Genomic DNA, 21,961 nt, shown 5'->3' with positions numbered 1-21,961 from the left:
AGGCTACCCCCGCGCACCCAGCCGACGCTCCCTCAGATTTCGCAACAATTCGGGCGACGCTTCCTCGAAAGGTGAGGGAGCGTCGCCCAAAAAGCTGCTACAGGTGAGGGAGCGTCGGAAGGAGTGTTGGGCTACTTCTTTTCCCAGCCGATGGTGGTCCAGTCCGGAACCTGGGAGAGGCTCTTGAACAGGGACGGGCCGTAGTTGGCCAGTCCCGTGCGCACGAAGGAGATCTGCGGACCGTTCATCACGACGCCCATGGAGAAGTACCTGGCCATGTGCTTCTTTTCAACGTCCATCGCGGCCTTGTTGCGCTCGGTGTTGTCCGCAATCGTGGAGAGCTTCTTGATGGCGGCATCCAGCTCGGCGTCGCCCAGCTGGTTCTCGTTCGTCCTGGAATCGTAGAACTGCTTGACGGAATCCGTCGCGTCGGGGCCCACGGTGTAGCCGGAGACGCTCAGGTAGAAGTCACGGCTGCCCATGACCTTGCCGAAGTCGGCGGAACCGCGCTGGTCGATTCCGACGTCCATGCCGCCGGCCTGCAGCTGCTTCTGCAGGGTCTGCGTGAAGGCCAGGGTGGTGGGATCGTCGCCGAAGTTGCTGATCTTGAAGGCGGCGGGAACGCCGTCCTTCTCCATGATGCCGGCAGCGTTGGGCTTGTAGCCCGCGTCGGTCAGGACTTTTTTGGCGGCGTCCGGGCCGGTTTCCTTGACGGGGTAGTTGTCCTGGTAGTACTTGGAGAACGGCAGCAGCATCATCGATCCGGAGCTGGGCTCTTCCCAGTTCAGACCGTTGAAACGGACCTTGCGCAGCGCTTCGCGGTCGACGGCGGTGAAGATCGCCTTGCGGACGGCGACGTCGGTCATCGGCGCCTTCCGGGCGTTGAGGTTCAGGCCGCCGGCGAACAGGCGCTGGCCACGGCGGACTTCGGCGTTCTTGGTGCCGTCGAGCTGCTTGTAGAGGGAGATCGTGTTGGCCGAGACGGCGTCGATTTCACCGTTCTTGAAGGCGGCGACCGCGGCGCTGGTCTCCAGCTGGCGGAAGACGACCTTGCTCAGGACCGGCTTGGCGCCCCACCACTTCTCGTTCGGGGCCATCGTGACCGTCTTAGCTGCGCTGTCGTACTGGTCCACCTTGAACGGGCCCGCCATCCACTCCGGGTGCATGTCACCGGTGAAGCCCGTGTTGAAGAGTTCCGGCGTGTTGACCTTGGGGTGGATGAAGCCGGTGAAGAGCGAATCCAGCGGGTAGACAGGCTGGGTGGTGGTGACGATGACTTCCTTGTCGCTCGCGCCGGCCTTGACGGAATCGACGAACTCGTAGGCACCCGAGGTGACGATGTCGATGTCCTTGTTGTCACCCTTGAGCATTTTCCAGGTGTTCTCGAAGGTCTTGACGTCGATCGGCGTGCCGTCGTTGAAAGTGGCCTTGTCGTTGACCTTGATGGTGATGGTCTGCTTGCCATCCTTGACGTCGCTCTTGACGTCCTCGCAGAAGTCCTTGTTCGGCGTGGCCGTGCCGTCGAAGTCGAAGTTCCAGCAGCCCCAGGTGCCGGCCTCGTCGATCGGGCGGTGCAGCGCCGTGTTGTCCGCACTGTTGCCGGTGTTGGAGAATCCGTTGAAATCCGGCCCGATGCCGCCCAGCGGCAGGGTCAGGGTGCCACCGGGCTGCAGGTCTTTGGCGTCTTTGGCGTTGACGCTGACGAGCTTGGCAAGATCGCCGCCCGATTCCTGGCCCCTGCCGGCCGCGGGGCCGGTGGCCGCGCCGCCGCCACAAGCGGTCAGCGCAAGCGCCGCCACCACGGCGGTGACGCCGCCGATCCTGGTCAGGTTCTTCATGGCGTTCCCTTCATTTGGTGCGGGGTACAGTGCTGGTGCGGATCAGGAAAGTCGGTGGGCTTCGTGGACGACCAGAAGCTCGGCGTCGAGTTCGCCGTCGGGGTAGAAGCAGGCGAATCGCTGGTCCGGGTGCCTGGCGGGTATCCCGGCGACCGCGGACACCGCCTCCCCTTCCAACGGCGGTTCGAGCGTCAGGCACTTCTCCTGCTTGGCGGGAGGCAGCGCCGCGAAGACCGGGCAGCGGGAGGCGAAGTTGCAGCCCGCGGGCGCATCCAGCGGCGACGGCAGGTCCCCCTTGAGGATGATGCGTTCGCGGGTGCGTTCCAGCTGCGGGTCCGGGACGGGAATGGCGGACAGCAGCGCCCGGGTATACGGGTGGCGGGGGTTATCGAAGACGCTGTCCACATCCCCGATCTCCACGATTTTGCCGAGATACATCACGGCCACGCGGTTGGAGATGTGGCGTACCACAGACAGGTCGTGGGCCACCATGAGGTAACTCAGTCCGAGTTCGGCGCGGAGCTGGTCCAGCAGGTTGATGACGCCGGCCCGGACCGAGACGTCCAGGGCTGACACGGGCTCGTCAAGGCCCACCAGCCTGGGGTTCACCGCCAGGGCGCGGGCGATTCCGATGCGCTGGCGCTGTCCGCCGGAGAACTGGTTGGGGAAGCGGTTGACGTGGTCCGGCTGGAGGCCCACGAGCTCCATGAGCTCCATGATCCGCTTCCGGACGGCCGGCTTCGCCATTCCGGCGTTTTCCAGCGGCTCGGCGAGGACCTCATAGACGGTAAAGCGCGGGTCCAGTGCGCCGGCGGGGTCCTGGAACACCATCTGGAGTTCCTTCCGCATGGCCGCCTTGGTCTTGCCGTCGGCGGCCGCCTTGTTGCTCAGCCCGCCGATAACCACCTCGCCGTCCTGGTCCTTGTTGAACTCCATGATTTCCAGCAGCGTGGTGGTCTTCCCGCACCCCGACTCGCCCACGATCGAGAAGCACTCACCCTCGCGGATGTCGAAGCTCAGCCCGTCAACGGCCTTGACGGTGCCGATCCGGCGTTTGATCAGCGAGCCTTTCATCAGCGGAAAGTACTTCCTGACATCCCTGAGCTCCAGCACAGCTTTCCGCTCTACCCGTGGGATGGCGTCGAAGCGGGAGACCGGGACGGCGGGGGCGACATAGATGTCGTGGACATCCACCCCTGCCAGCGAGTCCGTCTTGATACAGGCAGCCTTGTGGCCGCCGGGCCGCCCTACGCCGGGCACCGGGGAGCGGTGCTTGCCGGGGGCCGGCTCCCCGATGCCGGGCACCGGCCAAAGCGGCGGCTCGCCCGCCAGGCAGGCGTCGCCGGCCAGCGGGCACCGCGGTGCGAAGGCGCAGCCGGTAGGGGCGTGGACCAGGTTCGGGGGGACGCCCTCGATGGGCACCAGGGACGTCTTCTCCGCCGTGTCCACGCGCGGCACCGCCCCGAGCAGCCCCATGGTGTACGGCATGCGGGGGTTGTAGTAGATCTCGTCCACCGTGCCGGTCTCCACCGGTTTGCCGGCGTACATCACCATGATGTCGTCCGCCATCCCGGCGACCACGCCGAGGTCGTGCGTGATCATGACGACGGCGGCGCCGGTTTCCTCCTGCGCCGTATGCAGCACCTCAAGCACCTGCGCCTGGATGGTGACGTCCAGCGCCGTCGTCGGCTCATCAGCGATGAGCACCCGGGGATTGTTGGCGATCGCGATGGCGATCATGACGCGCTGGCGCATGCCGCCGGAGAACTCGTGCGGGAAAGCCTTGAGCCGGTCCCTCGGGCTGGGGATGCCCACCATGCCCAGAAGCTCGACGGCGCGCGCCTCCTTGGCCTGTTTGCTCATGGCGGGGTTGTGGATCGTCAGGGCCTCGATGATCTGGTTTCCCACCGTGAAGACGGGAGTCAGCGAGGACAGCGGATCCTGGAACACCATGGCGATGTCGCTGCCGCGGTACCGGCACATGGCCTTATCGCTGAGGCCCAGCAGTTCGTTGCCCAGCAGCCGGACGGAGCCGTTGACCTCCGCCGTGGAGGGCAGCAGGCCCATGATGGCCATGGACGTGACGGACTTGCCGGAGCCGGATTCACCCACAATGCCCAGAGTCTTGCCCGGCATCAGGTCGAAGTCGACGCCACGGACGGCGTGCAGCACGCCGTTCTCCGTGTTGAATCGGACGTTCAAGTCCCGGACGGAAAGCACGGCGTCGGTAGGTGCGTGAAGTCCGCGCACGTGCAGGCGCTCCACGGCTGCCCTGGCGGCCGCGCCGGTGCTGGCGGTGATGTCGCTGCTCATTTGTTCTTCTTGTTAGCGCTTTTCGTCCTGGCGCTGCCAATGGAGCTGGAGCTGGGATCGAATGCATCACGCAGGCCGTCGTTCATCATGGCCAGCGAGCCGGTCAAGAGGAACATGACGACCAGCGGGACCCAGAACATCCAGGGGAACGTCGAGACCTGGGAGGTGGCCTGGCCGATCAGGACACCGAGGCTGACATCCGGGACCTTGATGCCGATGCCGATGAAGGAGAACGCAACCTCTGCGAGGATCGCGCCGGTGACCCCGCGGGTGATGTCCAGGACCAGCAGCGAACCGATGTTGGGGACGAGGTGTCGCCACACGATCCGGCGCGCCGGGATCCCCATGTATTGGGCGGCCTTGACGAAGTCGCGCTGCATGAGGGACATCGAGAGGGAGCGGATGAGGCGGGCAGTGCCCATCCAGCTGAAGACCAGCAGGACGATGATCAGTAGCAGCCAGCTGGGGAGGGTGTTCTTCAGTCCGTTACCGCCCCCGCTTGTTGCCACAGCCACGACCAGCAGCGCCGGCATCATGATCAGGGCCTCGAGGACGAACAGCATGACCTTGTCCACTTTGCCGCCGAAATAGGCCATGGTGCAGCCGTAGATCGCGGCGATCAGGACCGACACCAGGCCCACGACGAGGCCGATGAGGATCGAGACCCTGGTGCCCTCCACGGTCAGGGCGTAGAGGTCGATCCCGGCCTGGGAGGTGCCCAGCAGGTGGTCCGCGGACGGTCCCATGCCGATGTTGAACGGGTCGATGGTTTCCTTGTCCCAGCTGCTGAATGCGCCGCCGACAAAGGACACGGTGGTCAGGGCCAGGAAGATGACGAGGCCTGCGACGGCCGTCTTGTTGCGCAGGAAGCGCCGCAGGATGATCCTCGACTTGGCGATGACGACGCCGTCGTTCTCTATTTTGGCTTCGTCGACGACGGCGGCCGGGTCGATGGCGTTCAGGTTCGTCATGGCTACCGCACCCTCACCCTGGGGTCGACAAGCGTGGTGGCGAAGTCCGCAAGGATGGCCCCGATCGCGAATATCACGGAGCCGTAGGCGAGGGTTGCCGTCGCCGCATTGACGTCCTGCAGGGCGATCGAGTCGATGGACCAGGAGCCGACGCCATGCCAGGCGAAGATCTTCTCCGCGAAGAAGCCGCCGGCAAAGATGGCCGGGATCGTGAACGCAATGCTCTGCGCCACGGGGATGAAGGACACGCGCAAGGCGTGGCGCGCAATCGCCTGGTTGCGGGTCAGGCCCTTGGCCCGCGCCGTCCGGACGAAGTCCGCGTTGACGTTGTCCAGGAGGTACTGGCGTTGAGCGATCTGGTAGGCGCCCCAGCCCACGATCGTAATGGCGAAGGTCGGCACCGCATAGTGGGCCAGCATGTCGACGAACTGGGCCCAGCCGCCACCGTCCAGGCCCGGGGTGGAGATGCCGGTGACGAAGAAGATGCGGCCGCCCACGGTCTCGTTGATGCTGATGGCTCCGAGCTGAACCAGGAAGTAGGCGATGGGCGCGGGCACGATGTACATCAGGTAGCTGTATGAGGTGATCACCCGGTCCGAGGCCTTGTATTGCCGCGCGGCGGTGTACACGCCGAGGGCGATCCCGATGACCAGGGTCAGGATGATCGCCGCCAGGAATAAACGCGTCGATATCAGCACGCGGTCGCCGAACTCTGCGTTGATGAAGGCCCCGTTGGGGCTCCGTCCCCAGTCCCACCGGGTGAGGACCCCCGTGAGCCAGTCGACGTACCGCTGCCACGGGCTGAGGGTTGGATCGAGGCCCTTGAGCCGGAAGGAATTGACGACCTGTTCGGGGGTGGGCCGCGGAATTCGCTCCTGCTCCAGCAGCGCTGGCTGCAGCGTGCTCACAGCCAGGAGATACCCGGCACTTGTGGTCAGGAAGATCATGAATACGTACGTGACGGCACGTTTTGCGAGATATCGGAGCATGAGTCGACTAGTTCTGAATTGCCGTTGTCTGCGCGGTTCCGGGCGGCGGGTGCCGGGCTGGAGGGGCCTGGCTGCACGCCCGGATGATTAAATTATTCACAACTTCGGTCCTGGCGACACCCCGTCTCCCGGGCTAATCTGCGCTTCGCGCGCTACCGCGTGCTTGCCGGGACAATTTACGCCCCGCGCACTATCCGTGTGACAAGTTCACGCCAGCTCTGCGCGAGCCGCTCCGAGGCTATCCCCCGCACTCCGACGGCGTGCAACAGCCGCTCCGGCTCCAGTGTCGCGCTCAGGGCCGACGCCATGAGGGACTGGTCCGCCGTGACCCCGGCTTCGCCCAGCAACATCGCCAGATGGCGGTGCCAGAGGACGGCAGCCGGCACGTCGAAGCGGTTGTGGACGGACTGATCAGCGGCCCGGGCCAGCTCACCGAATTCCAGGATCCAGTCGATGCGCTCCGCGCCCACCGCGATCAGCCGGTCCAACGCGGCGGCTCCGGGACCGAGCGGCGGAGGGCCGAACATGAAACGGCGCTGGAAGTCGGCCTCTGCATTGCTGAGCAGCGTCATCATGAGCCCGGCGCGGCTGCCGAACCGCCGGAAGACCGTGCCCTTGCCGACACCCGCGCGCTGCGCCACCGCGTCCATGGTCAGCCCTGCCGCCCCGGATTCCTCGACGATGGCGCGGGCAGCGCACAGCAGGAGTTCGCGGTTCCGAGCCGCATCGCGGCGTTCGGTCTCGGCGCCGGCCTGGACGCCGCCGGGCGCGCCCCCCAGCGCCCTCCCCGGCGCGCCGGGCAGCGACGCATGCATGGGAACGGACCGGGGACCGCCCGGCGCAGCGGAGTGAATTGGCGTGAGGCTCACACGGCTTATTGTAGCCCCGGGGAATAATAACCGGACCGTAGTCCGTTTAGACTTGGTGAAGGCCCCAGAGGCCTCCAAGACCATCCGGCCGCCGGAACGTCCGCGGCTCGAAGCACAGGAGTTCACATGTCCAAGAACACCGTTCTCACCCTGGTCGGCAGCCTGCGCGCCGGCTCCACCAACTTCCAGCTCGCCGAGGCCATCGCCCTTAATGCGCCGGAGCACGTTGAAGTACTCATCCACGACAGCCTCGGCAACATCCCGTTCTACAACGAGGACATCGACGTCGAGGGCCAGGTCCCCGCGGCGGCGGTAGCCCTGCGCGCCGCAGCCAACGCGGCCGACACCCTCCTCCTGGTCACGCCGGAGCACAACGGCACCGTTCCGGCTTCCCTCAAGAACGCCATCGACTGGCTGTCCCGCCCCTTCGGCGCCGGCGCCCTCAACGGAAAGCCGACCGCCGTCGTCGGCACCGCGTTCGGCCAGTTCGGCGGGGTCTGGGCACAGGACGAGGCCCGCAAGGCGGTCGGCATCGCCGGCGCCCGGGTGCTCGAGGACGTCAAGCTGGCAGTCCCCGGCTCCATGGTCCGATTCGCCGAGACCCACCCCAAGGACGATGCTGAAGTCGTTGAGCAGATCAAGGGCGTGTTCGAGGCGCTGGCAGCGGCACGGACGGCGGAGGCAGCCTAGCACTCCCGCCCTTCCGGTCCCCGCTTTCCGCCCCCGCCAGCATCCGCTGCCGGGGGCGGCGCGGTTCCGGGCGGGACGCCGCGGGCGCGGGCGCGACACAATTCGTGAACAAAAGTTTCCCCCGCGGCAACCTGGCCTGTATTCTTGGGAATGTGACCCACGAAACACTTGATGCCGCCGCAGATGTTCTCCCGGCCGAGGCAATAGATGCAATTGAACGTGCGGCTACGTCCGCCCACCGCCACGAGATCCTGTTCTCGGAGCGCGCAGCAAATATCAAGCAATCGGCAGTCCGCGACGTCTTCGACATCTCGATGCGACCCGGCCTTGTCTCCCTTGCTGGCGGGAGCCCGTACCTTCAGTCACTCCCGCTGGAACGGCTCGGACAGACAGCGGCACGGATCATCGCCGAGCAGGGATTGACCGCCCTGCAGTACGGCGGCGGCCAGGGCACCGAGGAACTCCGGACCCAGATCTGCGAGGTCATGGCGGCGGAAGGGATCCTCGACGCCGACCCTGCGAACGTTGTGATCACCGCGGGCTCGCAGTCCGCCCAGGATGTGGCCACGAAGGTCTTCTGCAACCCGGGGGACGTCGTCCTCGTGGAGAATCCCACCTACGTAGGGGCGCTCAACACGTTCGAGGCCTACCAGGTGGAGGTCGGGACCGTGCCGATGGACCAGGACGGCATCATTCCGGATCTGCTGGAGGCCAAGATCGCCGCGCTCCGGACTGCGGGCAAGAACGTCAAGTTCCTGTACACGATCCCGAGCTTCAACAACCCGTCCGGCATCACCCTGTCCGCGGAGCGACGGCAGCAGGTCGTGGATATATGCCGCCGGGCGAATATTTTGGTGCTGGAGGACAACCCCTACGGCCTGCTTCGCTTTGACGGCAAGCCCTTGACCCCGCTGCGGGCAGCCAACCCGGCCGATGTCATCTACATGGGGTCGTTCTCCAAGATCTTCGCCCCGGGCCTGCGGATCGGCTGGGCGCTGGTTCCTGCGCACCTTCAGCGCCGCTACTACCTTGCCTCGGAGGCGGTGACCCTGTGCCCGCCGACTCTCAACCAGATGCTCGTGTCTGCCTATCTGCGTGACTACGACTGGCGCGGCCAGATCGAGACCTATCGGGGCCTGTATAAAGAACGCTGCGATGCGATGCTCGCGGCCCTGGCGGAGCACATGCCCGAAGGCCTGAGCTGGACGCGCCCGGAGGGCGGGTTTTTCGTCTGGGTCACGCTGCCCGAAGGCGTGGACACCTACCCCCTGCTCAAGAAGGCCATCGACGCCGGGGTCGTCTTCATTCCCGGCGCGGCATTCACCCACTCGGATGAACCGTCCAACAAGATCCGGCTGGCGTTCAGCGCCGTGCCGCCTGAATCCATCCGCGAAGGTGTTCGGCGTTTGGCGCCGGTCCTGCGCGACGCCATCGCCGCCCTGTAGCGTGCAGGCTGTAGCCTGAATGATGGCTGGAGCAAGGCCAAAGACGTTCGTTGACCCAGAGGAGCAGTTTCATATGACCGGAATTATCGTTGTAGGTGTCGACGGCAGTGGGACTGCCCTGAAGGCAGCCCACACCGCGCGGGACCTCGCAGTCTCTCTTGGCGCCACCCTTCATGTCGTCAGCGCCTTCGACAGCGATAGGACCGAAGTCTTCAGCAGCGGCGGGGACAAGTGGATCCTGTCGGACGCCAGCAACGCGGAAACGGTCGCGAAGTCCGTCGCGGACGCCCTGCGCTCGGCCGACATCGACGTCACCTATGCGGCCGCGCGCGGGAAGCCCGCCGAGGCCCTCATCAAGGAAGCCGAGCGCACGGGCGCGCAGATGATCGTGGTCGGCAACCGGCGCATGAGCGGAATCGGCCGGGTCCTCGGGAGCGTTGCGAACAGCGTCGCCCACAACGCTCCCTGCGACGTCTACATCGCCAAGACCGACATCGCCGACTAGGCGGGGAAGCCCTCGGGCTGAACGGCCGGCACCGCCGTCTTCAGCATCCGGCGCAGGATCTTGCCGGAGGAGGATTTGGGCACGGCGTCGATGAACTCCACGCGCCGGATCTTCTTGAACGGCGCCACCTTGGAGGCCACGAAGTCCATCACCGCGGTTTCATCCAGCGCGTCCCCGTCGGGGCCGGCCTGGCGTACCACGAACGCCATCGGCACTTCCTGGCCGTCGGCGTCGAGCGTGCCGATCACCGCGGCATCGGCGATACCGGAATGGGTGAGGAGCAGCGCCTCGAGCTCTGCCGGGGCGATCTGGTAGCCCTTGTACTTGATCAGTTCCTTGAGCCGGTCCACGATCGTTACGACACCGTCCGCCCGCACCGTCGCAATGTCCCCGGTGTGCAGGAAGCCGTCAGCATCCAGCGTGTCCGCGGTTTCCTCGGGCCGGTTGAGGTAGGCGAGCATCACGTTGGGACCGCGGCACAGTAAGTGGCCCGGCGCGCTGGTCCCTTCGGCGGGAACGTCGATGTCTTCCCCCGTGGCCGGATCCACCAGCCGGCACTCCATGTTCGGCACGGTGTAGCCGACCGAACTGACGGGCACGTCGGTGGCATCCCGCGGTATCAAGTGCGATACCGGGCTCATCTCCGTCATGCCGTAGCCCTGCAGCACCCGGCAGCCGAGGCGCTCGGCGAGCCTGGCCCCGAGTTCCCCGTCGAGGGGAGCCGCGCCGGACAGCGTCGTGTGGACCGAGCTGAGGTCGTAGTCGGCGACCATAGGGTGCTTGGACAAGGCCACGGCCACGGGCGGAGCGATGAACAGATAACTGCATTTGTGGTCCTGGATGATCCGCAGGAACTCGGCAAGATCGAACCTGGGCATCGTGACCAGCCGCGCCCGCTGGCGGAGGGCCAGGTTCAGCAGGACGGTCAGGCCGTAGATGTGAAAGAACGGCAGGAGGGCCAGGAGCCGGTCCTCGGGGCCCACACCGAGCAGGCCGCGGGACTGCTCGGTGTTCGCCACGAGGTTCCGGTGGCTGAGCATGACGCCTTTGGGCCGGCCCGTCGTTCCCGAGGAGTACGGCAGCACGGCCACATGCGTGGCCGGATCGAATCTGACCTGCGGGGCCGGCACGCCAGCGCCCAGCAACTCCCGCAGCGAAGGGTGGCCGTCGGCGCCGTCGAGCACCACCAGCCGCTCGGAAGAGATGCCGTTCCGGGCGGCGGCTTCGCGGGCGGCAGGAAGGAGCGCGGAGATGGTGAAGAGCCAGTCCGCTCCGGCATCGTCGAGCTGGTGCGCGATTTCATCCGCCGTGTACAGCGAGTTGACCGTGGTCACGGTGGCACCGGCCCGCAGCAGGCCGTGGAAGACCACCGCGAAGGCGGGGATGTTCGGGCACAGGATCGCCGCAACGCCGCGGACCCCCAGCCCCCGGGCCGCCACGGCGCCGGCAAAGGCATTGATCTGTTGGAGCAGTTCCCGGTAGCTCATCTCCGCACCGCTTGTGCCGTCGACGACGGCGATACGGTCCAAGTCCTCCTCCCGCAAGTCACCGAACAGGTAGTCGTAAATGCTGAGATCGGGAACATCGACGTCGGGGAAGGGGCTCGAGAACACGCAACATCTCCTTTGATCCGCGTCCGCCGGACTGGCGGCGGCTGGTGCCACTCTAATCCCGTCCGGAGCGCGGAAGCCCGGAAGGCGCGGATTTGACGCGCGTCACCACCCCTGGTGCGCAGCCTCACCTGCGATTTCGCCGTGCAGGAGGTCCGCCCAACGGTAAAATTGGAGTTGCCTGCGATGGAGCGGACATTCGAAAATCTACCGATCGGATACTGTGCCCACTCTTCAGCGCCGCCAGCTCGTTGGCCATGACATCCTGTTGGCCCGTCACGGCAACCACATCAGCACTATGCGCGTGGATCGAAGCGCGGGCCGGGTGGTCGCGCTCCTGGACGACGGCTCCATTGACAGCGCCCCCAACATGATCGCGCCCGGCCTGCGCATGCCCGAGACCGTTCGGAGCGTTCTGCGTGAGGACTGGAAGTTCCTCACCGCTTTGACGGCAGGCAGCATGGGACTCGCCGGCGTGATGTTTGCCGCCGCGGCCGCCCTCGCGGGCCTCAGCGGGAATGCAGGGCTGGCCGACATGCTCTCCATCTATACGGCGAACTGAGCCCATTCCCGCAACCTGACGAGACCCCGCCCTTGAGATTCTCAGTGGCGGGGTCTTTTTTTGCCTTGCGGCCGGGTCCGACGTTCTATCGCGGTTGCAGAGCCTTCTACCGGGCCGCCGTCCTACGCTCCCTCCCGGTTGCCCGCCGCGGGACGACGCGGCGGCCGCGGAATTCCGCGGAATCCCGCGGGCGCGGGGCGGCGGCAACGGAAGCAACCGGGAAGGAACGCTGGCGGCGGCGTCCCGCGGGCCGTGTCAGTCGAGCAGGAGGGCCGGTTCCTCGAGGATGGCGGCGACGTCGGCCATGAAGCGGGCGGAGAGGTCCCCGTCCACAACGCGGTGGTCGAACGAACCACCCAGCGTGGTGATCCAGCGCGGGATGACTTCGCCGTCGAGGACCCAGGGCTTCTGCTTGATCGTGCCGAACGCCACGATTGCAACCTCGCCCGGGTTGATGATGGGCGTGCCGGTGTCGATCCCGAGGGCCCCGATGTTGGTGACGGTCAGGGTTCCGCCCTGCATCTGGGCCGGTTGGGTCTTGCCCGCCCGTGCCGTGGACGCCAGCTCGTTCAGTGCCAGGGCCAGTTCCTTGAGTGAGAGGTCCTGAGCGTTCTTGATATTGGGCACCATCAGGCCCCGCGGGGTGGCGGCCGCGATGCCCAGGTTCATGAAGTGCTTGACGTGGATTTCGGCGGAGTCGCTGCCGTCCGGGTTGTCCACCCAGGTGGCATTGACGCTGGGGTTGCGCGCCGCGGCCCAGATGACGGCCTTGGCGAGTATCAGCAGCGGGGAGATCCTGATGCCCTCGAAGTCGCGGGAGGCCTTGAGCCGCTTGACGAACTCCATGGTCCGGCTGGCGTCGACGTCCACGAAGATGCTCACGTGCGGAGCCGCGAAAGCTGACTCCACCATGGCCTTGGCCGTGGCCTTGCGGACCCCCTTGACCGGGATCCGCTCGATCCGCTGATCCTGCGGCCGGCCGGATTTCCCCCAGAACGTGTCCGCCTTGTCCACCTCGGCGTCCCGCTGCGCCTGGTAACTGACCAAGTCCTCGCGGGTCACCTCGCCGCGGGCCCCGGTCGGGACGACGTCGGCGAGGTCGATGCCGAGGTCCCTGGCAATCTTGCGCACCGGCGGCTTGGCAAGCACCTTGTTGACCAGTCCGGTGATGGCACCGCCCAGGGTGGGGCGCGAGTCGACGCCTTCGGCCGGGAGGGGATGCCCCGCCTGGGCGACAGCCTGCGGACTGATCCAGATGTCGTGGCTCTCCACCGGTTCTGCGGTGGCTGGGCCCGACGCAACGGCCGGCTTGATGGCCGCGGAGACCCGCCGGCGGCGCTTGACGGCGTCGGCCTTGGGGCCGGACCCCACGAGCGGGCCGCCGGCCGGGCGACCGGCCGATTCGCCGGCGTCGGAGCCGGCGTCGGAGTCGGAGTCGGAGTCATCCACTGTCAGCGTCCCGTACATGGGCGCCGCCGGCGCGGATCCGGCAGGGGCCGCCGGGGCGGGGGCTTCGGCCGGGGCGGGTGCTTCGGCCACCACGGCGTCGCTCACGCTGATGATGGGGGTCCCGACGTCGATCGTCACACCCTCTGCAACGAGCAGCTCGGTGACGGTGCCGGCGAACGGCGAGGGCAGTTCCACCAATGATTTGGCGGTCTCGATCTCGCACAGGACGTCGTTGATGGCCACCGTGTCTCCGGCTTTGACCTTCCACGCGACGATCTCCGCCTCGGTCAGCCCTTCGCCGACGTCAGGGAGGTTGAACTTGTTAAGCGTCATGGGGTCCTCGGTTTTCGGAAATCGTCGTCAGTGCCCTGGGTCATCAGTAGGCGAGGGCACGGTCAAGCGCCTCAAGGATGCGGTCAATGTCCGGCAGGTAGTCCTCTTCGACCTTGGCCACGGGGTAGGGCATGTGGAAACCGCCCACCCGGATGACCGGCGCCTCGAGCGAGTGGAAGGCCCGTTCGCTGATCCGGGCCGCAATTTCGCCGCCGATCCCGCCGAAAGTGGGGGCCTCGTGGGCCACGATCAGGCGGCCGGTCTTCATGACGGAGGCCGTGACGGTATCGAAGTCGATCGGCGAGATGGAGCGCAGGTCGATCACTTCGACGCTGTGGCCGTCCTCGGCGGCAGCGTTGGCTGCGGCGAGGGCCACCGGGACCAACGGCCCGTAAACCACCACGGTGGCGTCCGTTCCCTCGCGCAGCACGTGCGCCTTGAAAGGGTCCGCGGACGCTCCGGGGGAGTCCGTGTCCACCTCCCCCTTGAGCCAGTAGCGGCGCTTGGGCTCGAAGACGATCACGGGGTCCTGGCAATCGACGGCCTGCTGGATCATCCAGTAGGCATCGTGCGGGTTGGACGGGGTGATAATGCGCAGGCCGGCCGTGTGGGCGAACAGCGCCTCCGGCGACTCCGAGTGGTGTTCGATCGAGCCGATGCCGCCGCCGTATGGGATCCTGATGACGACGGGCACGGTGAGGTTGCCGTTGCTGCGCGAGTGCATTTTGGCCAGTTGCGTTGTGATCTGGTTGAACCCCGGGAACACGAAGCCGTCGAACTGGATCTCGCAGATGGGCAGGTAACCGCGCAGGGAAAGCCCGATCGCGGTGCCGATGATGCCGGACTCCGCCAGCGGGGTGTCGACCACACGGTCCGCGCCAAACTCGGCGATGAGGCCGTCCGTGACGCGGTAAACACCGCCGAGCGGGCCAATATCTTCGCCCATGAGCAGGGAACGCGGGTTGTCGTTCAGCGTTGCCCGCAGGCCCTCGTTGATGGCCTTGGCAATGGTCATGGTGGTCATCAGTTGGCCGCCCCTGTCTCTGCTGCTGTGGCCTCGTCGTCGGTCGCGTCTCCAGCGAAGCCGGCGCTGTACTCCTCAAACCAGGCCAGCTCTTCGGCCACCAGCGGGTGGGCCTCCACATAGGTGTTGGCGAAGGCGGTCCGGATGTCCGGGGTTTCAAGGTCGTGGGTCGTCTTGCGGACGTAGGCGGCGAGTTCGTCGCCGTCGGCCCTGATCTGCTCGAAGAAGGCGTCGTCGGCCAGGCCCTGGGCGCGGAGATACTTTTCCAGGCGTTCGAGCGGATCCTTCGCCCGCCACCGGCCTTCCTCGGCGGATTCGCGGTATTTCGTGGGATCGTCTGCCGTGGTGTGCGCGCCGACACGGTAGGTGAACGCCTCGATCAGCACCGGACCGTTGCCCTCCCTGGCCTGCTCGAGGGCCCACTCGGTAACTGCGTGGACGGCGATCACGTCGTTGCCGTCCACCCGGATGCCGGGGAAGCCGTAGCCCTTGGCGCGGTTGGCCAGCGGGATGCGCGTCTGCACGGAACTCGGCACGGAGATGGCCCAGTGGTTGTTCTGGCAGAAGAACACCACCGGGGCCTTGTAGGAGGATGCGAACACCATGGATTCGTGGACGTCGCCTTCGGAACTGGCCCCGTCACCGAAATAGACCACGACGGCGGCCTTCGGCTCCGCGGCCTGCCCGGCAGTTCCATCTCCGGCTGCGGCAGCGTTCGCAGCCGCGAGCTTCTGGTCCCGCTGGATCCCCATCGCGTAGCCGACGGCGTGCGGAGTCTGCGCTGCGAGGACCAGGGTGTAGAGGTGGAAGTTGGTGTCCTTGGGGTTCCAGCCGCCGTTGGACACGCCGCGGAACTGGCGGAGGAGCTCGGCCAGGTCGACGTTGCGGGTCAGCGCAACACCGTGCTCCCGGTAGGTGGGGAAGATATAGTCCTGCGGCTGGGAGGCCCGGCCGGAGCCGATCTGGGCGGCTTCCTGTCCGGTGAGCGGGACCCATAGTGCAAGCTGCCCCTGGCGCTGGAGCGCCGTGGCCTCGACGTCGAACCGGCGGACCTTGGCCATGTCGGCATAGAAGCCGCGCAGTTTCTCCGGATCAAGCCGCTCCGCGTATTCGGAGAACACCGGGTCGGTGCCGAGAGCCCCGTCGGGTGCCAGCAGCTGCACCATTGGCTCGGCCGGGTCGCCCAGCTGCGCCTCGGCTGCCGCCTCGAGCTGGTCATCCATATCGGTTCCGTCGAACTCGGTAGAGGGCAGATGTGTGTCGCCCATACCGTCTCCTTGCTTGCCGCATCCGAATGCGCTGCAATCGCTGGGATACATGCCAGACCGGAATGTATTCCTGATCCGGCATATATTTTGGCTTTACTCGTCCCTACTTTATCCGCAGCCCCGGCTTCGGGGCCGTCATGTTAAGCGCTAGGAACGCTGTGGCGGTTTTGTATAGATCGCACAGAGTTCCAGGAAGCGGGTGTTGGCCTCGGACTCGCCGATGCTGACCCGCACCCCCTCCGTGCCGAAGGCCCGGACGGACAGCGCCCGTTCGCCCGCCAGGGCGGCAAATTCAGCACTGTTGGCTCCCAGATTCAACCAGACGAAGTTCCCCTGCGCTTCCGGGATGAACCAGCCGAGCTCCCGAAGTCCGTGCGTGACCCGGTCGCGTTCGTCCACCAGGCTTTGTACCCTTTCTACAACCTCGCCGATGTGGTCCAACGAAGTGACGGCCGCGCTCTCGGCGATTTGGGACACTGAGAACGGCGTGGCGGCGACGCGCAGGTGCTGGGTGAGTTCCGGGCGGGAGACGCTGTAGCCCACCCGCAGCCCGGCCAGGCCGTGCGCCTTCGAGAACGTCCGCAACACGACGACGTTCGGGTATTTCCGGTACATTTCGATGCCGTCGACGGCGTTTTCGGCACGTACAAATTCCTGGTATGCCTCATCGATGACCACCACGACGCCGGAGGGCACGGCCTTGATGAAGCGCTCCGTTTCCTCCGTCGTCAGGATGGGTCCGGTGGGGTTGTTGGGGGTGCACAGCAGGATCATCTTGGTGCGCGCCGACACGGCAGCCGCCATGGCCTCGAGATCGTGGCGGCCGTCGCCGGTCAGCGGGATCCGGACGCTCTCCGCTCCGGCGAGGCCGACGGAGATGGGATAGGCCTCGAACGAGCGCCAGGCGTAGATGACTTCGTCGGCCTTGCCGTCATCGTTCTGGCCGGTGAAGGTGGCCAGCAGCTGGTTCAAGGCTCCGAGACTTCCGGCCCCTGTGACGATGTCCTCGGCGGGAACGCCAAGGAATTCGGCGAGCGCGGCGCGCAGCTTGCTGCTCAGGGGGTCCGGGTAACGGTTGAAGTCGGTCTGGGCCGCGATCGCCTGCTGCACTGCAGGGATCGGCGGCAAGGGGTTCTCGTTGGAAGAAAGCTTGTAGCTCGCAAGCCCCTCGACGGGCACTGGCGGCTTGCCGGCTGCGTAGCGGGGAAGGAGGTCTACCACCGGGCGCGGCCTGATTCCTCCGGCCGTGTTCTCTGATGAAGTCATGCGAACTAGCCTACTTCGCCCTTCCTGCGGCATGCGTGACGATATGACAGCATGAGGCCATGCGCTCTTTCATCGTGCGGGTAATCATCAATGGGCTGGCTCTCTGGGTCGCGAGCTGGATCCTTCCCGGGCTTGACATCTCCACGGGTGCCACGACCAATGCCGTGGCTAACAGCGGAGTCACGCAGGGCACCGACGCCATCGGGCTCGTCCTGGCGTATCTCTTCATCGGGCTGATCTTCGGCGTCGTCAACGCCTTCGTGCGCCCTCTGGTCAGCTTGCTGTCACTGCCGATCACCATCCTCACCCTGGGGTTGTTCACGATCGTCATCAATGCGGCGATGCTTTACCTGACGTCGTGGCTCAGCAGCTACACGCCCGTCCACTTCACCATCGACTCTTTCTTCTGGACCGCGGTCTTCGCGGCCATCATCATCTCCGTGATTTCCCTCGTGGCCAGCTGGCTGCCGGGCGCGCGGAGGCGCTAGGCCGTCAGCGCTAGCCCGCCGGGCCCTGCGGCCGTTGGGTTCCGGCCTGGTCGCGGCGCGGTCCCGGCGCCATGACCACGCCCCGCTGTGCCGGCATCGCGTCGCGCCGCAGGGAGAACCGGGTGACGGTTGCTGCTCCTCCCGCGCCGACGACTGCTGCCAGGGCCGCTGTGGACGCCTGCAGTGACGGATCCTTGCTTGCGACAACGGCTACGGCCCCGTCGGCGTAGTTTTCCAGGCGGTGTCCCGGGCCGAGGCCAAAATCCTTCCATTCGGGCATCTCCAGCTGGTTGGTGAGCGTCACGGTCACCCGGTCCTTGGTGTCCGGGTTGGGCAGCCCGTCCGCACCTGGCACCCAGTCCTGCTGGTGCTCGAGATGCAGGCTGCTGATCCCCGGGGCAGGTGCGATGCCGCCCACCGGAGAACCCGCGGTCAGCACGAACTTGAGATCGTATTCAGCGAGGAACGCCCGGTCCTGGCTGAGGTTCATGGCGTGGATGCCGCCTTGGCTGTAACCCACGGCGGCGATCTGCCCGCCCGCCCGCGCCCCCGCCTCGCGCAGCGCCTCCCGGATGGCCGCGTCCGTCTCCCGCGAGCCATAGCCCAGGCCCTCCGCGATGCCCGCGACATCAAAGGGGTTTGTGCCTGCGGGCGGTCCGTCCAGCTGCGTTCCGGGGATGATCACGACCCACGCCCGGTCCGCACCCTCGCCGATCCGGAGGACCTCGATGTCTCCGCTGGTACGGTCCACCTCCTGCGCCCGCAGCAGGAGTCCGGCCGGAGAGAGGTCGACGTCCTCAACGCGGGTTTCGCTGCCGGCGATCCGGACCGGGCGGGGTTTGAGGAACTCCAGACCCGGAGCGGCGGACAAATCCCGGACCATGCGGCGGACGTCCGCGGGTCCGCGGAGTGCTCCGATTGTCCCGGCCAGCGGCGCCGGCAGGCCCAGGAGCATGGCCAGCCGCGCGGGCACCGTGGCGATCCCGTCCTCCACAGAGTCGCGCACGTTGGCCGGGGGCAACCCGAACAGCGGCGAAAGGCCCAGCACCCCCGCCCCGAGCCAGGGTCCGGCACCGCCGATTCCCATCCGCAAGAGCAGGGCGTTCCGGGCTTCCGTGAACTCGTATTCCCGGTGGCTCGCCCTGACCTCCCTGGTGAGGCGCTCCAGGTCTGCCCGAACACGGCCGATCGACTGGCCGCCCTCCCCCACGGCGATGATCGCGCTGCTGCCGCTCGCGTAGGCGTCTGGCTGGAAGGGGAAGAGTGCATGCCGTACCGCGTCTGCTTCCGCTTCGACGGACCCCAACTGCCTCACGACCTCGTCGAGGGCCGCGGCGCCGGCCAGCAGCTCCTCAAACTGGAAGGTCAGGCCGCCCACACCGCCTCGGATCCGGAGCGTGCCGTCGGCAGGAGGCTCGGAGGGGCGGGGCGCCCCGCCTGAGCCCGCAGGGGTTGCCTTCGACATCAGTAGCCCGGACGGCCGGGGGCCAGCGCCACGTTCTGGGCGTGCCGCCGCACCGCGGCGACGGCGTCCTGCAGCGCGTCCCGGCTCCTGCGCAGCGAAGCGGCCTGCAGGGACAGCGCGGTGCGGTAGGCGCGCCCGGCCGGCGACTGCCAGGCCTGCAGCTCCAGCCGGGCCAGTCGGCCGAGCGCAGCGTCCGCCTGTTCGGCGCACGACGCGACCCGCCCAGCCAGCTGCTGGACCTCGTAGCTCCGCGAGGCGCAGGCCGCGGCGTCTGCCGGTAACACCGTGCCGGGGGACGCAACGCTAGTAAAAGCGGTGCCGGTAAAGGCCGTGCCGGCAAACCGAGTGCTGGTGTATGAAGTGCTGGTCATCCCGGTGGTCATGACACCCACGCTAGGGACTCCGCAAACCGTGCTGAAGCACCCCGCCCGGCTATGTGGAAACCCTGCACCGTGGACGCCCGGCGGCGTGGACCGCTGTCGAAAGTCATGAGGACGGGCGGGCTTAGGGCCCGGCAGGACTTCGTGGAAGAATCGGAGCATGCCTGAAACTGCCGCCACAGCCGCCACCCGCACGCCTTCCGGACGCCTGGCCCTCGCCGCGTCACCGCACCAGATCGCGCTCGGCCCGCTGGACGGCCGCTACCAGTCCGCCGTCGCGCCGCTGGTTGACTACCTGTCCGAGGCGGCCCTGAACCGCGACCGCGTGGCAGTGGAAGTTGAATGGCTGATCTACCTGACGGGCAATGAAGTCCTTCCGGGGGCAGGACCGCTGACCGCAGACCAGCAGGAGGAACTGCGCGCCATCGTCACCGGATTCGACGCCGATTCCGTCGCCGAACTGGCCGACATCGAGGCCGTCACGGTGCACGATGTCAAGGCCGTGGAGTACTACATCGGCCGCCGGCTCCCGGGCATCGGGATCGAACACCTCACGGCCATGGTGCACTTCGGCTGCACCTCGGAAGACATCAACAATCTCTCGTACGCCCTCGGCGTCAAGGGCGCGGTGGAGGACGTATGGCTGCCGGCCGCGCGCAACCTCGTGGCGCAGATCAGCGGGATGGCCGAGGATAACCGCGCCGTGCCGATGCTCTCGCGCACGCACGGGCAGCCTGCCACCCCCACGACGCTGGGCAAGGAACTGGCCGTCATCGCCCACCGGCTCACCCGCCAGCTGGACCGGATCGCCCGGACCGAATACCTCGGCAAGATCAACGGCGCCACCGGCACCTATGCCGCGCACGTCGCCTCCGTGCCAGGTGCCGACTGGCAGCATGTCTCAAAGACGTTCGTTGAAGGCCTCGGCCTGACGTGGAACCCGCTGACCACGCAGATCGAAAGCCACGACTGGCAGGCAGAGCTTTACGCCGACGTCGCGCGTTTCAACCGCATCCTGCACAACGTCTGCACCGACATCTGGAGCTACATCTCCATCGGCTACTTCGTGCAGATCCCTGTCGCAGGCGCCACCGGCTCCTCGACGATGCCGCACAAGGTCAACCCGATCCGCTTCGAAAACGCCGAGGCGAACCTCGAAATCTCCTCCGGCCTGCTGGACGTGCTGGGCTCCACCCTCGTCACGTCCCGCTGGCAGCGGGACCTCACCGATTCCTCCTCCCAGCGGAACATCGGCGTCGCCTTCGGCCACTCGCTGCTGGCAATCTCCAATGTGGCCAAGGGCCTCGAGCGCCTCAACGTCGCGCAGGACGTCCTGGCCGCGGACCTGGACACCAACTGGGAAGTCCTCGGCGAGGCCATCCAGATGGTCATGCGTGCCGAGGCCATCGCCGGCGTCGAAGGCATGGAAAACCCGTACGAGCGGCTCAAGGACCTGACCCGCGGCCAGCGCGTCGACGCCGCCCGGATGCAGGAGTTTGTCCAGAGCCTGGGCCTGTCCGCCGACGCCGAGGCCCGGCTGCTGGCCCTCACCCCCGGCAAGTACACCGGCATCGCAGACGAGCTGGTGGACCACCTCAAATGAGGCTCCTGCTCATCCGCCACGGCCAGACGCCCGGAAATGTCCTCGGGCAGCTGGACACGGCCCATCCCGGACCCGGGCTGACCGAGCTCGGCGAGCGGCAGGCCGCCGCCCTGGCGCGGACCCTGGCGAATGAGCAGATAGGCCTGCTCTACGCCTCCACGCTGGTGCGTACACAGATCACGGCCAGGCCGCTGGCGACCGTGCGGGGCCTGGGCATCGAGGTGCTGGAAGGGCTGCGGGAGATCGAGGCGGGGTCGCTGGAGAAACTCACCGACCGGGAATCCCACATGCGGTATCTGGGCACGGTGTTTGCCTGGTCGGCGGGGGAACTGGACCGGAGGATCCCTGCCGGGCCCAGCGGCCACGATTTCTTCGAACGCTTCGACGCCTCGATCGCCAAAATTGCCGCGGCCGCCGCAGGATCCGCAGACGCGGGCGCGGTGGCCGTGGTCAGCCATGGCGCGGCGATCAGGGTCTGGGCGGGTCTGCGGGCCGCCAACGTCGAACCCGGTTTTGCCGCACGGCATGTGCTCGCCAACACCGGCATCGTTGCCCTGGACGGCGATCCCGACGCCGGGTGGCGGCTGATCCACTGGGACGACAGCCCGGTGGATGGCCTGGTTCGGGCGGATCCGACGGCGGAGGACCCCACCGGCCGCCCGGTGTAGGACCGCAGGCCCGTTCCCACGCCAGCAGCAGTTCTCCGAATCCTTACGAGCAGGAAACATAGCGGAAACCGGCGCTGCCTAGCCCGGGGTTTTCATGGCGCAGCGTTTGGCGTGCGTGTTTAAGCAGGGAAAGGGTGCTCTGAGCTGGGAAAATAGTGGTTGTCGAGACCGTTATTTGCCTTGCGAAGGAGCACCCTTTCGATGCAGAAGTCTACCCGTGTTTTT

General features: G+C 66.8%; 19 protein-coding genes. 7 read left to right on the top strand and 12 right to left on the bottom strand.

The window, feature by feature from the left end:
* Positions 1–131: 131 nt before the first annotated feature.
* From AC1DES_RS14165 to AC1DES_RS14145, 5 genes are all read right to left on the bottom strand, one after another.
* Positions 132–1,838, bottom strand: a complete 1,707-nt coding sequence (locus tag AC1DES_RS14165) for an ABC transporter family substrate-binding protein (RefSeq protein WP_476896347.1) — start codon at positions 1,836–1,838, stop codon at positions 132–134.
* Positions 1,839–1,880: 42 nt separating this feature from the next.
* Positions 1,881–4,151 (bottom strand): ABC transporter ATP-binding protein, encoded by a 2,271-nt coding sequence (locus AC1DES_RS14160; RefSeq protein WP_476896346.1) that lies wholly within the window; start codon positions 4,149–4,151, stop codon positions 1,881–1,883.
* Positions 4,148–5,122, bottom strand: coding sequence for an ABC transporter permease (locus tag AC1DES_RS14155; protein ID WP_476896345.1), 975 nt, complete (start codon positions 5,120–5,122; stop codon positions 4,148–4,150). Before AC1DES_RS14155 ends, AC1DES_RS14160 begins: the two co-directional genes overlap by 4 nt.
* Positions 5,123–5,124: 2 nt before the next feature.
* Entirely contained in the window at positions 5,125–6,111 is a 987-nt protein-coding gene (locus AC1DES_RS14150) for an ABC transporter permease (protein WP_476896344.1), read from the bottom strand.
* A 176-nt stretch (positions 6,112–6,287) separates the two neighbouring features.
* Positions 6,288–6,980 carry a TetR/AcrR family transcriptional regulator gene (locus AC1DES_RS14145; protein WP_476896343.1) on the bottom strand — a complete coding sequence of 231 codons (693 nt, stop codon included), beginning with the start codon at positions 6,978–6,980 and terminating at the stop codon, positions 6,288–6,290.
* A 126-nt stretch (positions 6,981–7,106) separates the two neighbouring features.
* Here AC1DES_RS14145 and AC1DES_RS14140 point away from each other — a divergent pair, with 126 nt between their 5' ends.
* From AC1DES_RS14140 to AC1DES_RS14130, 3 genes are all read left to right on the top strand, one after another.
* Positions 7,107–7,670, top strand: a complete 564-nt coding sequence (locus tag AC1DES_RS14140; protein ID WP_476896342.1) for an NAD(P)H-dependent oxidoreductase — start codon at positions 7,107–7,109, stop codon at positions 7,668–7,670.
* A 152-nt stretch (positions 7,671–7,822) separates the two neighbouring features.
* Positions 7,823–9,115, top strand: a complete 1,293-nt coding sequence (locus AC1DES_RS14135; RefSeq protein WP_476896341.1) for an aminotransferase-like domain-containing protein — start codon at positions 7,823–7,825, stop codon at positions 9,113–9,115.
* Positions 9,116–9,188: 73 nt separating this feature from the next.
* On the top strand, positions 9,189–9,620 hold the full coding sequence (locus tag AC1DES_RS14130; RefSeq protein WP_476896340.1) for a universal stress protein: 432 nt from the start codon (positions 9,189–9,191) through the stop codon (positions 9,618–9,620).
* Here the strand turns inward: AC1DES_RS14130 and AC1DES_RS14125 are convergent.
* On the bottom strand, positions 9,617–11,233 hold the full coding sequence (locus tag AC1DES_RS14125; protein WP_476896339.1) for an AMP-binding protein: 1,617 nt from the start codon (positions 11,231–11,233) through the stop codon (positions 9,617–9,619). The two genes, AC1DES_RS14130 and AC1DES_RS14125, sit on opposite strands and share 4 nt — an antisense overlap.
* Before the next feature lie 220 nt (positions 11,234–11,453).
* Here AC1DES_RS14125 and AC1DES_RS14120 point away from each other — a divergent pair, with 220 nt between their 5' ends.
* A complete protein-coding gene (locus tag AC1DES_RS14120) occupies positions 11,454–11,792 on the top strand; it encodes a hypothetical protein (protein WP_476896338.1) in 339 nt (112 codons plus the stop codon).
* Between the two features lie 255 nt (positions 11,793–12,047).
* Here the strand turns inward: AC1DES_RS14120 and AC1DES_RS14115 are convergent, their stop codons facing one another.
* The 4 genes from AC1DES_RS14115 to AC1DES_RS14100 all read right to left on the bottom strand — a co-directional run bounded on the left by AC1DES_RS14115 (position 12,048) and on the right by AC1DES_RS14100 (position 17,132).
* Complete coding sequence (locus AC1DES_RS14115) at positions 12,048–13,574, bottom strand: dihydrolipoamide acetyltransferase family protein (RefSeq protein ID WP_476896337.1); 1,527 nt, start codon at positions 13,572–13,574, stop codon at positions 12,048–12,050.
* A 43-nt stretch (positions 13,575–13,617) separates the two neighbouring features.
* The gene (locus tag AC1DES_RS14110) at positions 13,618–14,598 is read right to left on the bottom strand and encodes an alpha-ketoacid dehydrogenase subunit beta (RefSeq protein ID WP_476896336.1); all 981 of its coding nucleotides are present in this window, start codon (positions 14,596–14,598) and stop codon (positions 13,618–13,620) included.
* On the bottom strand, positions 14,598–15,866 hold the full coding sequence (gene pdhA / locus AC1DES_RS14105; RefSeq protein WP_476896335.1) for a pyruvate dehydrogenase (acetyl-transferring) E1 component subunit alpha: 1,269 nt from the start codon (positions 15,864–15,866) through the stop codon (positions 14,598–14,600). Before pdhA ends, AC1DES_RS14110 begins: the two co-directional genes overlap by 1 nt.
* A 147-nt stretch (positions 15,867–16,013) precedes the next feature.
* Positions 16,014–17,132: a histidinol-phosphate transaminase gene (locus AC1DES_RS14100; protein ID WP_476896334.1), complete on the bottom strand. Its 1,119-nt coding sequence runs from the start codon at positions 17,130–17,132 to the stop codon at positions 16,014–16,016.
* Positions 17,133–17,191: 59 nt separating this feature from the next.
* Between AC1DES_RS14100 and AC1DES_RS14095 the strand changes: the two genes are divergently transcribed.
* Positions 17,192–17,620, top strand: a complete 429-nt coding sequence (locus tag AC1DES_RS14095) for a phage holin family protein (RefSeq protein ID WP_476896333.1) — start codon at positions 17,192–17,194, stop codon at positions 17,618–17,620.
* Positions 17,621–17,630: 10 nt separating this feature from the next.
* On the opposite strand, the gene AC1DES_RS14090 is transcribed toward AC1DES_RS14095, so the two are convergent.
* Complete coding sequence (locus tag AC1DES_RS14090; RefSeq protein WP_476896332.1) at positions 17,631–19,085, bottom strand: hypothetical protein; 1,455 nt, start codon at positions 19,083–19,085, stop codon at positions 17,631–17,633.
* Entirely contained in the window at positions 19,085–19,468 is a 384-nt protein-coding gene (locus AC1DES_RS14085; RefSeq protein WP_476896331.1) for a hypothetical protein, read from the bottom strand. Before AC1DES_RS14085 ends, AC1DES_RS14090 begins: the two co-directional genes overlap by 1 nt.
* Positions 19,469–19,625: 157 nt before the next feature.
* Here AC1DES_RS14085 and purB point away from each other — a divergent pair, with 157 nt between their 5' ends.
* Positions 19,626–21,068, top strand: coding sequence for an adenylosuccinate lyase (purB, locus tag AC1DES_RS14080; protein ID WP_476896330.1), 1,443 nt, complete (start codon positions 19,626–19,628; stop codon positions 21,066–21,068).
* On the top strand, positions 21,065–21,736 hold the full coding sequence (locus AC1DES_RS14075) for a histidine phosphatase family protein (RefSeq protein ID WP_476896329.1): 672 nt from the start codon (positions 21,065–21,067) through the stop codon (positions 21,734–21,736). The genes purB and AC1DES_RS14075 overlap by 4 nt, the downstream gene beginning before the upstream one ends.
* The last annotated feature ends 225 nt before the right edge of the window (positions 21,737–21,961 follow it).

Source organism: Arthrobacter sp. 05T442 (genome assembly GCF_056395945.1).
Note: the sequence above shows the minus strand (reverse complement) of the source record. Positions and strands in the feature narration are given on the sequence as shown.

Coding starts and splice junctions, on each gene's coding strand:
- AC1DES_RS14095 (WP_476896333.1), top strand. CDS start 17,192: ATGCGCTCTTTCATCGTGCGGGTAATCATCAATGGGCTGGCTCTCTGG.
- AC1DES_RS14165 (WP_476896347.1), bottom strand. CDS start 1,838: ATGAAGAACCTGACCAGGATCGGCGGCGTCACCGCCGTGGTGGCGGCG.
- AC1DES_RS14100 (WP_476896334.1), bottom strand. CDS start 17,132: ATGACTTCATCAGAGAACACGGCCGGAGGAATCAGGCCGCGCCCGGTG.
- purB (WP_476896330.1), top strand. CDS start 19,626: ATGCCTGAAACTGCCGCCACAGCCGCCACCCGCACGCCTTCCGGACGC.
- AC1DES_RS14085 (WP_476896331.1), bottom strand. CDS start 19,468: ATGACCACCGGGATGACCAGCACTTCATACACCAGCACTCGGTTTGCC.
- AC1DES_RS14140 (WP_476896342.1), top strand. CDS start 7,107: ATGTCCAAGAACACCGTTCTCACCCTGGTCGGCAGCCTGCGCGCCGGC.
- AC1DES_RS14110 (WP_476896336.1), bottom strand. CDS start 14,598: ATGACCACCATGACCATTGCCAAGGCCATCAACGAGGGCCTGCGGGCA.
- AC1DES_RS14130 (WP_476896340.1), top strand. CDS start 9,189: ATGACCGGAATTATCGTTGTAGGTGTCGACGGCAGTGGGACTGCCCTG.
- AC1DES_RS14090 (WP_476896332.1), bottom strand. CDS start 19,085: ATGTCGAAGGCAACCCCTGCGGGCTCAGGCGGGGCGCCCCGCCCCTCC.
- pdhA (WP_476896335.1), bottom strand. CDS start 15,866: ATGGGCGACACACATCTGCCCTCTACCGAGTTCGACGGAACCGATATG.
- AC1DES_RS14160 (WP_476896346.1), bottom strand. CDS start 4,151: ATGAGCAGCGACATCACCGCCAGCACCGGCGCGGCCGCCAGGGCAGCC.
- AC1DES_RS14115 (WP_476896337.1), bottom strand. CDS start 13,574: ATGACGCTTAACAAGTTCAACCTCCCTGACGTCGGCGAAGGGCTGACC.
- AC1DES_RS14150 (WP_476896344.1), bottom strand. CDS start 6,111: ATGCTCCGATATCTCGCAAAACGTGCCGTCACGTACGTATTCATGATC.
- AC1DES_RS14155 (WP_476896345.1), bottom strand. CDS start 5,122: ATGACGAACCTGAACGCCATCGACCCGGCCGCCGTCGTCGACGAAGCC.
- AC1DES_RS14075 (WP_476896329.1), top strand. CDS start 21,065: ATGAGGCTCCTGCTCATCCGCCACGGCCAGACGCCCGGAAATGTCCTC.